Source organism: Caulobacter sp. GW821-FHT05F04, from assembly GCF_059419665.1.
Genome location: NZ_JBWKSF010000006.1, coordinates 225,874 through 238,226, shown reverse-complemented (window position 1 = coordinate 238,226; position 12,353 = coordinate 225,874). Strand labels below are relative to the sequence as shown.

9 protein-coding genes and 1 pseudogene are annotated in these 12,353 nt (G+C 67.3%); 5 read left to right on the top strand and 5 right to left on the bottom strand.

Annotated features, from left to right (window positions below):
* Positions 1 to 11: 11 nt before the first annotated feature.
* On the bottom strand, positions 12 to 1,769 hold the full coding sequence (locus AC07R7_RS17240; protein WP_492884214.1) for a class I adenylate-forming enzyme family protein: 1,758 nt from the start codon (positions 1,767 to 1,769) through the stop codon (positions 12 to 14).
* 196 nt (positions 1,770 to 1,965) lie between these two features.
* Here AC07R7_RS17240 and AC07R7_RS17235 point away from each other — a divergent pair, with 196 nt between their 5' ends.
* Positions 1,966 to 2,619, top strand: a complete 654-nt coding sequence (locus AC07R7_RS17235) for an HAD-IA family hydrolase (protein WP_494636014.1) — start codon at positions 1,966 to 1,968, stop codon at positions 2,617 to 2,619.
* Positions 2,619 to 2,729 (top strand): annotated as a pseudogene (locus tag AC07R7_RS17230) (hypothetical protein); the annotation flags it as partial. The gene AC07R7_RS17235 and the pseudogene AC07R7_RS17230, both read left to right, overlap by 1 nt.
* Before the next feature lie 15 nt (positions 2,730 to 2,744).
* On the opposite strand, the gene AC07R7_RS17225 reads toward AC07R7_RS17230, so the two are convergent.
* The 4 genes from AC07R7_RS17225 to AC07R7_RS17210 form a co-directional block, all read right to left on the bottom strand.
* Entirely contained in the window at positions 2,745 to 5,465 is a 2,721-nt protein-coding gene (locus AC07R7_RS17225) for a valine--tRNA ligase (protein WP_494636013.1), read from the bottom strand.
* Positions 5,466 to 5,590: 125 nt separating this feature from the next.
* The gene (gene popZ, locus AC07R7_RS17220) at positions 5,591 to 6,124 is read right to left on the bottom strand and encodes a pole-organizing protein PopZ (RefSeq protein WP_492884208.1); all 534 of its coding nucleotides are present in this window, start codon (positions 6,122 to 6,124) and stop codon (positions 5,591 to 5,593) included.
* A gap of 128 nt (positions 6,125 to 6,252) precedes the next feature.
* Entirely contained in the window at positions 6,253 to 7,728 is a 1,476-nt protein-coding gene (locus AC07R7_RS17215) for a TolC family outer membrane protein (RefSeq protein ID WP_494636012.1), read from the bottom strand.
* A gap of 131 nt (positions 7,729 to 7,859) precedes the next feature.
* Positions 7,860 to 8,432, bottom strand: coding sequence for a protein-L-isoaspartate O-methyltransferase family protein (locus AC07R7_RS17210; RefSeq protein WP_494636011.1), 573 nt, complete (start codon positions 8,430 to 8,432; stop codon positions 7,860 to 7,862).
* 294 nt (positions 8,433 to 8,726) lie between these two features.
* On the opposite strand from AC07R7_RS17210, the gene AC07R7_RS17205 reads away from it, so the two are divergent.
* The 3 genes from AC07R7_RS17205 to AC07R7_RS17195 all read left to right on the top strand — a co-directional run bounded on the left by AC07R7_RS17205 (position 8,727) and on the right by AC07R7_RS17195 (position 12,258).
* The gene (locus tag AC07R7_RS17205) at positions 8,727 to 8,897 is read left to right on the top strand and encodes a hypothetical protein (protein ID WP_492884202.1); all 171 of its coding nucleotides are present in this window, start codon (positions 8,727 to 8,729) and stop codon (positions 8,895 to 8,897) included.
* Between the two features lie 109 nt (positions 8,898 to 9,006).
* Positions 9,007 to 10,080: a glycosyltransferase family 4 protein gene (locus AC07R7_RS17200; protein WP_494636010.1), complete on the top strand. Its 1,074-nt coding sequence runs from the start codon at positions 9,007 to 9,009 to the stop codon at positions 10,078 to 10,080.
* A gap of 15 nt (positions 10,081 to 10,095) precedes the next feature.
* Complete coding sequence (locus AC07R7_RS17195) at positions 10,096 to 12,258, top strand: amylo-alpha-1,6-glucosidase (RefSeq protein ID WP_494636009.1); 2,163 nt, start codon at positions 10,096 to 10,098, stop codon at positions 12,256 to 12,258.
* Positions 12,259 to 12,353: the final 95 nt, after the last annotated feature.

Below are 12,353 nucleotides of genomic sequence, written 5' to 3'. Positions count from 1 at the left end.
ACGCCGAGAGATCACCCCTCGACGAACACCTTCTTGAGGTCGTTCTTCATGATCTTGCCATTGGCGTTGCGCGGCAAGGTCTCGTGCCAGAAGACGATCTTCACCGGCACCTTGAAGGCCGCCAGGCGGTCGGCGACGAAGGCGCGCAGCTCGGCCTCGGTGGCTTCCGCGCCCGGCTTCAGGGTGACGACAGCCGCCGGCTCCTCGCCCAGGGTCTTGTGCGGGATGCCGACCAGGGCCGCGTCCATCACCGCCGGGTGGTCGTAGAGGCAGTTCTCGACCTCGATGCAGTAGATGTTCTCGCCGCCGCGGATCAGCATGTCCTTGGCCCGGTCGATGATGAAGCAGAAGCCCTCGGCGTCGAGGCGCGCCAGGTCGCCCGTACGCACCCAGCCGTCGACGAAGGTCTGGCTGGTGGCTTCCGGCTTGTTCCAGTAGCCGCGCACGACCTGCGGGCCCTTGCACCACAGTTCCCCGACCTCGCCGATCGGCAGCTCGCGGTATGGGGCCTCCACGGTCATGATCTTCAGGTCGGTGACCGGCACGGCGGGGCCGCACGAGTCGGGACGGTTCTCATAGTCCTCGGCCGAATTGCTGGTGGCGGTGGCCGAGGTCTCGGTCATACCCCAGCCGTTGCCAGGCGCCGCCTTTGGCCAGACTTCCTTGATCTTGCGCACCAGCTCCGGGGCCGAGGGCGCGCCGCCATAGGCCACGGCCTCGATGGACGAAAGGTCGTACTTCTCGCGGTTGGGATGCTCGATGATCTGCCAGGCGATCGTGGGCACACCGCCCATCGAGGTCAGGCGCTCGTCCTGAATCAACTGCATGGCCTTGTCGGGATCCCACTTGCGGATCATGGCCAGCTTGGCGCCGCCGAACAGCGAAGGGTTCAGCACCGCGAAACAGCCCGTGGCGTGGAAGAACGGCACGGAAATCAGCGAGCCCTTCTGCGGCAGGCTGGGATCAGGCTCGGGCGGGGCCTCGCCGCGACGCAGGAAGCTGCGCGCCCCGGCGGCGGCGGCGGCGAAGATGTTGCTGTTGATGTTGCGATGGGTGCCGATGGCGCCCTTGGGCTTTCCCGTGGTGCCGGAGGTGTAGAAGATCGTCGCGTCATCGTCCGCCGCCAGGGGCGTGGTCGACAGCGGCTTCTCCTCCAGCCCGGCCCAGTCGTTGGGACCGCCGATCACCGCCTCGAGGTGGATCACGGCCGGGTGGCTGATCTCCTCGGGAGAGCGGCTGACATAGACAGTCCGCAGCTCGGGACAGTTGTGCAGGTGCTCGGTCAGGCGCTCATAGCGTTCGACATCGACCACGAGGACCGAGGCGCCGGAATCGAGCAGGCCATATTCCAGCTCCGCGCCGGTCCACCATGCGTTCAGAGGCGTGACGATCGCGCCCAGGGACAGGCCGGCATAGAAGGCCACGGGCCATTCGGGCAGGTTGCGCATGACGATGGCGACCCGGTCGCCCTTCTGAACGCCCTTGGCCGCCAGCTCCGCCGCGAAGACGGTGACGGCCCGATAGAAGGCCTCGAAACTGACGCGCTCATCCTCGTGGACCATGAAGATCTTGTCGCCGTGGGTGCGGCCCATCAGCAGGGTCTCGCGCAGGGTCGGCGGCGCGTGCTTCCAGACCCGGGTCTTCACGCCCCGGATCTCGATCTCCTCCATCTCGCCGGGGGTCCCGGGCTGAGTGATCAGGGCATAGGCCTGTTGGACGGACATCGCTGGCCACGGAACGGACGCGGTGACGGGGGCGGCCTGGCTCATTCTACTCTCCCGGTTAGGTGTCGCGCCCTGTTTGATCGAGCGCGTTCGCCGACCAGAGAGCACAGCCGCAAGCCGGATGCAAACGTCCGTTTGACCCTAGGAGAACATTGATAACCTAGACGCGCGATACGGGCCTGGACACCATGCTTTCGAGGGGCGATGACCTAGCGTCATTTCCCGACTTCGGAGCGCCGCCTTGGCCGAATCCCTGCTGTTTCCCGATCGCGAATTCGCCGCTTTCCTGTTCGACATGGACGGCACGGTCCTGACCTCGATCGTCGCCGCCGAGCGTGTTGTGGGCGCCTGGGCGCGGGAGCATGGCCTCGATGTCGACGCCTTCCTGCCCACCATCCATGGCCGTCGCATGATCGAGACCTTGCAGGCCTTGGCCCTGCCCGGCGTCGATCCCGAGACCGAGGCGCGAGCCATCAACGCCGCCGAGATGGCCGATGTCGACGGAGTGGATGCCATTGACGGCGCGAAGGCGTTTCTGGCCGCCCTGCCCGACGATCGCTGGGCGATCGTCACCTCGGCCCCACGCGAACTGGCCAAGGTGCGGCTGGCGGCGGCGGGCCTGCCCCTCCCCGCCGTGCTGGTCACGGCCGAGGACGTCGAGCGCGGCAAGCCGGCGCCCGACTGCTTCCTGCTGGCGGCCCAGCGCCTGGGCCATCCGATCGAGGACTGCCTGGTGTTCGAGGACGCCCCCGCGGGCATCGCCGCGGCCGAGGCTGCCGGAGCCAGCATCGTGGTGATCACCGCCACCCACAGCCATCCGCTGGAGACGCCCCATCCGGGAGTGACGGGCTACGGGCCCTTCAGGACGACGGCTTCCGGGGCGCTGAGCTTCTAAAAAATGCTTGTCATCCCGGCCGTAGCGAAGCGGAGAGCCGGGACCCAGGGGCCGGCGCACTGCGGTTGCCCCTGGGTCCCGGACAGCCTCTACGAGGCTTCCGGGATGACAAGATGGGATGTTTGTCAGCCCACCGACTCCAACCGGCTCAGCGCCGCCTGGAGCTTGGCTTTGGCGGCCTCGGCCTCGGCCAGGCGCTCGCGATTTTCCTCGACGACCTCTTCCTTGGCGCGGGCCAGGAAGTCGGGATTGCCGAGCTTCTTGTTGACCTTCTCGATCTCGCCGGCGTGACCGGCGATCTCCTTGGTCAGGCGCGCCTTCTCGGCCGTCAGGTCGATGAAGTCGGCGATGGCCAGGGCGCCGGTCGCCTCGCCTATGACGATCGGAACCGAACCGGCCGGCGAGGCCTCGGCCTCGCGGAGGCTGTCCAGGCGGGCCAGGGTCAGCAGCAGGTCGCGGTGACGGACCAGGCGAGCCTTGGTCTCCGCGCCGGCGCCGACGATGCTGAGCGCCGGCTTGGCCGACGGCGGCACGTTCATCTCGGCGCGGATCGAGCGAATCTCGCCGACCGTCTCGACCAGCCAGCCGATCTCGGCCTCTGCGTCGGCGTCGATCCAGCTGTCCGGCAGTTGCGGCCACTGGGCCGAGATCAGCATGGAGTCGCGGGCCGGACCAAACACGGCGGTCTTCTGCCACAGCTCCTCGGTGATGAACGGCATCACCGGGTGCAGCAGCTTCAGGATCACATCCAGCGCCCAGGCGGCGGTGGCGCGGGTCTCGGCCTTGGCGGCGGCGTCATCGCCGTTCAGGATCGGCTTGGCCAGTTCCAGGTACCAGTCGCAGAACACGTTCCAGACGAAGCGGTACAGGGCGCCGGCGGCCTCGTCGAACGCCGGCGCTTCCAGGGCCTTGGTCACCTCGGCGACGGTCTTGACGGTCTCGCCGCGGATCCACTTGTTGATCGGCTGCTGCACGGTCGAAGGATCGAAGCCCTCGACACGGACGCACTCGTTCATCTGGGCGAAGCGCGAGGCGTTCCACAGCTTGGTGCCGAAGTTGCGATAGCCCTCGATGCGTTGCTTCGACAGCTTGATGTCGCGGGCCTGGCCCGACATCGCCGTCATGGTGAAGCGCACCGCGTCGCAGCCCAGCTCGTCGATCAGGATCAGCGGATCCATCACGTTGCCCTTGGACTTGCTCATCTTGGCGCCCTTCTCGTCACGGACGAGGGCGTTGATGAACACCTGCTTGAACGGAACTTCGCCCATGAAGTGGATGCCCATCATCATCATCCGGGCGACCCAGAAGAAGATGATGTCGAAACCGGTGACCAAGGTGCTGGTCGGATAGAATCTGGCGAGGTCGGCGGTCTTCTCCGGCCAGCCCAGGGTCGAGAACGGCCACAGGGCCGAGCTGAACCAGGTGTCGAGGACGTCCTCGTCCTGGCTCAGGACGACGTTCTCGCCGAACTGGGCCTTGGCGGCGGCGTAGGCGGCTTCCTCGGTTTCCTCGACGAAGATCGCGCCATCCGGACCAAACCAAGCCGGGATGCGATGGCCCCACCAGAGCTGGCGCGAGACGCACCACGGCTCGATGTTGCGCAGCCATTCGAAGTAGGTCTTTTCCCAGTGCTTGGGTTCGAAGACCGTTTCGCCCTCTTCCACCGCCTTCAGGGCCGGCTGGGCCAGGGTCTTGGCGTCGACATACCACTGGTCGGTCAGGAAGGGCTCAATGACCACGCCCGACCGGTCGCCGTGCGGGACCATGTGCTTGGTCTTCTCGATCTCCTTCAGCCAGCCCTCTTCCTCGGCGCGGGCGACGATGGCCTTGCGCGCGACGAAGCGGTCCATGCCCTGGTACTCGGCCGGAACAGCCTCGTTGAGCTTGGCTTCGACCGTCAGGATGTTGATGACCGCCAGACCCGCGCGCTTGCCGACTTGGAAGTCGTTGAAGTCGTGGGCCGGGGTGATCTTCACCGCGCCCGAACCCTTGGTCGGGTCAGCGTAGTCGTCGGCGACGATCGGGATGCGGCGGCCGACGATCGGCAGGGTCACGAACTTGCCGACCAGGCCCTTGTAGCGCTCGTCGTCGGGGTGAACCGCGACGCCGGTGTCGCCCAGCATGGTCTCCGGACGGGTCGTGGCCACGACGATGTAGTCGCGGGTCTCGAACGCGGTGGCCTTGCCCTCGTCGTCGAAGGCGATCGGGTGCTGGTAGGTCACACCGTCGGCCAGCGGATAGGCGAAGTGCCAATAGGCGCCGTCGACCTCCTTCTGCTCGACCTCGAGGTCGGAGATGGCGGTCTGGAACTGCGGGTCCCAGTTGACCAGGCGCTTGTCGCGATACAGCAGGTTCTGCTTGTAGAGCTGGACGAACACCTTGCGGACAGCCGCTGACAAGCCCTCGTCCAGGGTGAAGCGCTCGCGCGACCAGTCGCAGCTGGCGCCCAGGCGGCGCAGCTGGTTGGTGATGGTCCCGCCGCTCTCGGCCTTCCATTCCCAGACCTTGGCCACGAAGGCCTCCCGGCCCATATCGCGGCGGCCGATATTGCCGGCGGCGGCCAGCTGGCGCTCAACGACCATCTGGGTGGCGATGCCCGCGTGGTCGGTGCCCGGCAGCCACAGGGCGGCCTTGCCGCGCATGCGGTGGAAACGGGTCAGCACGTCCTGCAGCGTGTTGTTCAGCGCGTGGCCGATGTGCAGGCTGCCCGTGACGTTCGGCGGCGGGATCACGATGACGAACGGCTCGGCGTTCGGATCCTCGCTCGGCTTGAAGGCCCCGGAGGCCTCCCAGGCGGCGTACAGGCGGGGTTCGACGGACTTGGGATCGAAGGTCTTTTCAAGCATGGCGGAGCGGATATGCCATCTGCGGCCCGCGCGGGGAACCGGCGGGCCTGGATTTGTGGGGTAATTCACAACGAAAAAGGCGGCCGCCGCGGCGACCGCCTCGATTTTTCGAAGATCTAGCGCGTTTAGCCGCGACCGCGGGCGATGCGCTGTACTTCTTCCTCGACCTTGGTCTCGACGATGCGCGGCAGGTTCTGGTCCAGCCACTCTTTGAGCAGCGGGCGCAGCAGCTCGCGGACAACGTCTTCCAGCGTGCGGCCGTCCTTGGGCATCAGCAGGGCCGAGCTCAGGCTGCCGAAGGCGCTGGCGGCGGCCGAGGCGGCGTGGTCGCCGACCAGGTTGTCGGCCATTTCGTCACGGTTGAACGCCGGCGCCGAGGGCGGCGGAGTGTAGACCGGCTCGGGCGCGGGCTCTGGCGGCGAATAGACGTCGATGTCGCCGACGGTCTCCAGCGGCGGCAGCTCGGGCTCCGGCTCCGAAATGATCGGATCGGTCAGCTCGAGGATGTCGTCGTCGAACGATTCGGGCTCGGGCTCCGGCGGCGGAGGCGGCGCGGCCTCGGCCGCAGGCTCCGCCGGCGCGTCATCCTCCGAGATGATGCGCCGGATGGAGGCGAGGATCTCCTCCATCGTCGGTTCTTGAGAGCTCTGATCGGACATGTGCGGGGCCGTCGTAAAGGGTACGAATCCTTGCGCGCCCTAGGACGCGCTTGGCCGCGATGGTGCAGACTTACGCGTGTTAAGCAAGCGTAAGTCCACGCCTGAGCGGAATCGACGCGGAGTTAAGGCTACTTGGAGGTCGCCACGCTGGTTGAAGAGGGCGACTTCGTCGAGGGCGCGCCGACCTTGTCGATCGCCTGAACGACCGGCTCCCACGGCACCCAGCCCACGCTGTGCGTCACGCGGCTGTAGGAAACCTTGGGATCGTAGGCGGTCGTGCCCGTCGACAGCTTGCTGACGTCCAGCTGGCCCATGGCCTGCAGGACGACGGCGCTGGCCACGTATTCGTCGCGGCGCGCGCTGACCAGGGCCAGTTCGGCGTTCGACAGCTCCAGCTGGGCGTTCAGCACGTCCAGCGTGGTGCGCAGGCCGACCTGCTGCTCCTGGCGCACGCCTTCGAAGGCGATGCGGGTGGCGCGGACCTGTTCCTCGTTCGAACCCAGCTGGGCGCGCGAGGCCAGGAGGTTGCTCCAGGCGTTCGAGACTTGCTGGATCGCGGTGCGCTTGGCGCTTTCCGTGGCGCTGCGGGCGGCGTTCTCGCGCTCCGTAGCGGCGCGGACCTGCGAAGTCGTCAGGCCGCCGGTGAAGATCGGCACCGAGGCGGTGACCGAACCCGAGACGGTGCGCGAATAGTCGTCGAACTGGCTGCCGACGCCAGCGCTGCGACCGGCGTCGAAGCCGATGCCGGCGCGGGCCGAGATCGTCGGGCGATAGCCGGCCTTGGCCACCGCGACACGGGCGGCGGCGGCCTCTTCGTTGTACTGGGCCGAGGTCACGCCCGGATTGGTCGTCTGGGCGGCCTCGAAGGCCTGGTCGACCGAGGCGGGCAGCAGGCCGGCCAGGGTCGGCTCCGGGGCCAGGTCGCCGGCGGTCTGACCGACGACGGCGGCATAGCCGGCGCGGCTGACCTCGAGTTGGGCCTGGGCGCCCGACAGGCCTGCCTTGGCGGCCGCCAGGCGCGCCTGCGACTGGGCCACGTCGGTGCGGGTGATCTCACCCACCTCGAAGCGGGCGTTGGATTCGTCGAGCTGGCGCTGCAGGACCGCGACGTTCTCCTTGGCGATGCGCAGGCGTTCCTGGTCGCGGCGGACATCGACATAGGCCTGGACGACATTGACCAGTACGCTCTGTTCGACCGAGCGCAGGCTTTCGCGGGCCGACAGCACGTCGGCCTCGGCGGCGCTCAGCGTCGCGCTGGCGCGGCCGCCGGTGTAGAGCGGCTGGGTCACCGAGACCGTGGCGCTGCTGCCCGAGGACTTGACCGTGGCGCCGGAGCCGGCCGGGTTGACGTTCGCCCCGGTCACGTCCAGCACGGCGCCGACCGTCGGGCGGAAGCCCGTCTTGGCCTGCACGACACCCTCGTCGGTGATGCGGGCGCTGGCGCGCTGCTGCTGCAGCGTCGGATTGGTCTGATAGGCCAGGGAGATCGCGTCGGCCAGGGTGTCAGCCCGAGCCTCGGAAAACGAGACGGCGGAAAACGCGCCGGCCAGCAGGCTGGCGCAGCAAGCAGCGGCCAGGAGCCCGGCCCGTCGACGGTTCGACATCAAAGTTCTATCCCCAATCCCCGCGAAGCGCGCGCTCGCCACAATATGACCGCGTGTAAGTCCAGCCGCCAGACGCCGCTAGTTAAGCTTTTTTCACGCAGACGTTGCGGCAGGCTATCGCCCAAGGGTGTCTAGAAGCTGAAACCGGCCTCGACCTCGAAACCGGCCAGCATCGGCGGCGAAGCGTCGAAGGCTTGGCGACGGCCCACGCCGTCCTCGGCGCGCAGATAGACGGCGGCCCGGCCGACCGGGCCGGTGCGCTCGACGACGCCCAGACGGCCGCCAACGGCCAGGGCGTCCTGCCAGGCCTTGGGAGCCACAGCGACCGCGCCTTCACAGATGATCACGTCGTAGGAGCCGGTCGGCACGGCCTTCAGATCGTCGCCTTCCAGGCGGGTGACGACCAGGCCCATGGTCTCCAGCACGGTCGCGGCGTACGGCGCGGCGATGGCCAGGGCCTTCTCGCCCTCCCGGGGCTTGAGGGCCTGCAGCAGCTTGCCCACTTCACGCGGGCGCAGCAGCCAGCGGCCGGGCGCGTATTCGATGTCCGCGTCGGCATAGGCCAGATAGGCCTTCGAAGCCGGCACGACGCGCTCGCGCGCCACCACCCGCAGGGCGTCCTGCAGCGGCAGGTCAGTGACGTCGGCGGTGCGAATCTGGCTCTCGACCATGTTCAGCCGCGCGGCGGCGAAGTCGGTGCTCATGGAATCCCTCGAAGGACTGGACTTTCGAGCAGGCTTATAGGTCCGCGCCCGGCCGAAACGCAATGCGATCGGAAGCCGCGCTCGCTCGCCTGTCGCCCGGTGAGCGCCCTAAAAGCGTCATCGCCTTCTGAGGGCATGCTCCCAAAGATCAAAAGGTGGTCATCAGACCCCATGGCGGCGACTGTCACGTAACCTTGATTGATCAGCTTCGCCGTATGGTAAATAAGCGGCTGTCGGCGGTTCACCCGCCGAGTGGGGAGGAAGCCGGAAATCTAGGCTTCATAGGAAACCGCCATGTTGAGTGCGCCCGTTGTGATCGTGACGACGATCTGCGCTCTGATCGTGATCTATTTCCTGCCTCGCCTGACCGCGGCCGGCCGCAAGCTCTACGGACGCTATCGGCGGCGCCAGCGCGCCTTGCGGCAGGAACGGGAACGTCGGGAGCAATTGCAACGACGCGCTTAGCCGCATTGAGGCCGCAAAAGGGCGAGCTGCGGAACCAATAGCGGCGATCGGAACTGATCTGTGGCGGACCCGCGCCGCGTTCCAGCTCCTCCCCGTCAAGGTCCGCGCCATGAAGATCGCCCAAGTCACCCCGCTATACGAAGCTGTTCCGCCGCGGCTTTACGGCGGCACAGAACGCGTGGTCGCCCACCTGACCGACGCCCTGGTCGACCTGGGCCACGAGGTCACCCTGTTCGCCAGCGCCGAAGCCCGGACCAAGGCCCGACTGATCGCCGTCCGCGACCAGGCCATCCGCCTGGACCCCGCGCCGCTAAAGTCGGATCTGGCGGCCCACCTCGCCCAGTTGGCCGAGGTGCGCGCCATGGCCGACCAGTTCGACATCGTCCACTTCCATACCGACATGGTGCAATTCCCGTTCTTCGCCGACCGAGCGAAAAACACCCTGACCACCCTTCACGGTCGCTTGGATCTGAAGGACCTGCCCGCCGTCTACAAACGCTGGCCGCAATTCCCTCTGGTCTCGATCAGCGATGACCAGCGGCGCCCCCTGCCCTTCGCCAACTGGGCCGGCACGGTGCACCACGGCATGAACGCCGACATCTACGCCTTCTCCGAGAAGAGCCAGGGCTACCTGGCGTTCCTGGGCCGCATCTCGCCGGAGAAACGCCCCGACCGCGCCATCAACCTGGCCAAGCGCCTGGGCAAGCGCCTGAAGATCGCCGCCAAGGTCGATCCCGCCGACCGCGTCTATTTCGAGGACGTCATCGAGCCGATGATGCGCGGCGAGCCTCTGATCGAGTTCGTCGGCGAGATCGGCGACAGCGACAAATCGGCCTTCCTGGGCGGGGCCGACGCCCTGCTTTTCCCGATCGACTGGCCCGAGCCCTTCGGCCTGGTGATGATCGAGGCCATGGCCTGCGGCACGCCTGTCGTGGCCTATGCTTGCGGCTCGGTGCCCGAAGTCATCGATGACGGTCTGACCGGCTTCATCGTCGAGAATGACGACCAGGCCGCCGACGCCATTCTCAAGGTCGAAAGCCTGGATCGAAAGCGTGTCCGCGCGCGTTTCGAGGAACGGTTCTCGTCCGAGGCGATGGCCCGCCGCTATGTCGCCCTCTACGAGCGGCTGTGCAATGGCGCGGCCGTCTATCCGTCCTTGGTCGATATGGCGGCTAGCGCATGAATTGAAGGAGGGGCCATGGAGAGTCTTGCACCGGCCATGGAGGCGCCGGTCGACTACGGCGTGACGGCGGAAGTCCGCGCACCGCAGAATCTCTATGCGCTCAAGGACAAGGACACCTTTATCGTCGCCGATGAGTTCGGGGATATCGCCGGCCAAGGCGATGGGCTTTTCCACAACGACACTCGCATACTGTCGCTCTACCGACTGACCCTGGGCGGTCGCATGCCGTCGCTTCTGTCGGCCGCTGTCGCTCACGACAACGTCTTCTTCACCTGCAACAGCACCAACCAGGCCCTGCCCTATCCCGGCGAACGGATGGGGCCTCCCGGCGTGCTGCACATAGAGCGCAAGCGCTTCTTGTGGGGCGAGCGCCTGTTCGAGCGCATTCGCTGCGTCAACTACAGTCGCGACACCGTGCTGCTGCCGATGACCATCGAGTTCGACGCCGACTTCCGCGACATGTTCGAGGTGCGCGGCAGCCATCGCGCCAAGCGGGGAACCAAGGGGCCGCCGCATATCGACGGCCGGAGAGTCGCCTTCAGCTATCTCGGCCTCGACGACGTCGAGCGAACCTCGGTCATCGCCTTCTCAGATGCGCCGTTCCGCCTCTCGGCCCACAGGGCCGAGTTCATGTTCTCGCTGCACGCCGAGGGCCAGACCGAGCTCTATATCGAGATCGGCGTGGTCGACGGCCATATTCCCAGCCGCGAGCGCTTCCGCGACGCCGCGGCCCACGCTCGCTGGGACATGCGCGCCCGCCGCCGGCATGGCGCGCGGCTGAACAGCTCCGGCCGCCTGTTCAACGAGTGGCTGGGCAAGTCGCGAGCGGATCTGGCCCTGCTGACCACCCGGATGGAGACCGGCCCCTACCCCTATGCCGGCATCCCCTGGTTCTCGACCGCCTTCGGGCGCGACGCGATCATCACCGCCTGGCAGATCCTGTGGTTCGAGCCGTCCCTGGCCAAGGGCGTACTGCGCTATCTGGCCGCCCATCAGGCGCAGGAGCGCTCGACCTTCCGCGACAGCGCGCCCGGCAAGATCATGCACGAGACCCGCAAGGGCGAGATGCCCGCCTTGGGCGAGGTGCCGTTCGGCCGATACTACGGCGGGGTCGACACCACGCCGCTGTTCGTGGCCCTAGCCGGCGCCTACCAGGAGCGGACCGGCGACGACAGCCTGATCGACGAGCTATGGCCGGCGCTGGAAAAGGCCATGCACTGGATCGAGAACGACGGCGACAGCGACGGCGACGGCCTGATCGACTACGCCCGCGGCCAGGACAGCGGCCTGTCCAACCAGGGCTGGAAGGATAGCGAGGATTCCGTCTTCCACACCGACGGCCGCTATCCCACGGGGCCCATCGCCCTTGTCGAGGTGCAGGGCTACGCCTTCGCCGCCTATCGCGGCATGGCCCGCCTGGCCGAACGACGGGGCGAGATCGGTCAGGCCGCGATCTGGAAACAGAAGGCCGAGACGCTGCGCGAGAAAGTCGAGGCGCTGTTCTGGATCGAGGAGCGCGGCTTCTACGGCATCGCCGTCGACGGCCAGGGCCAGCTCTGCCGGACGCTGTCGTCCAATCCGGGCCATCTGCTGTTCTGCGGCCTGCCCTCGCCCGAGCGGGCCCGCAAGGTCAGCGACCAGTTACTATCGGCCAGCTTCAACTCCGGCTGGGGCGTGCGGACCCTGGCCACCGGCGAGGCCCGGTTCAATCCGATCAGCTACCACAACGGCTCGGTCTGGCCGCACGACACGGCCCTGTGCGTCATGGGCCTGTCCCGCTACGGCGAGCGCGACGGGGTGGTGAACCTGACGGCGGATCTCTTCGAGACCGCCAGCCGCATGGGCATGCGCCTGCCTGAGCTCTTCTGTGGCTTCCCGCGCTCGCCGGGCGAGCCGCCCGTGGCCTATCCGGTCGCCTGCCTGCCCCAGGCCTGGGCGGCGGGGTCGGTGTTCATGATATTGCAGGCGTGTCTGGGGATCACCATCGACGCCAATCGCGGCGAGATCGTCCTGGTGGACCCGCGCCTGCCGATCGGCATCGATCGTCTGGCCGTCGAGCGCCTCCGCGTCGGCGCCCTGACCGTCGACCTGATCTTCGAACGGCAGGGCGAGCGCGTCGCCGTGCGCACCGAGGGCGACGTGCCGCTGATCATTCGGTCCAAGCCCTCGTGGGAGTGAGGCCTGGTTTGAGCTCTTCGAAAGTCTTCGCAGGCGGCCTCGACTTGCCACGACCAAACATCGTTGATCGCAAGTCTGGAAAGAGTGGCTCCGCG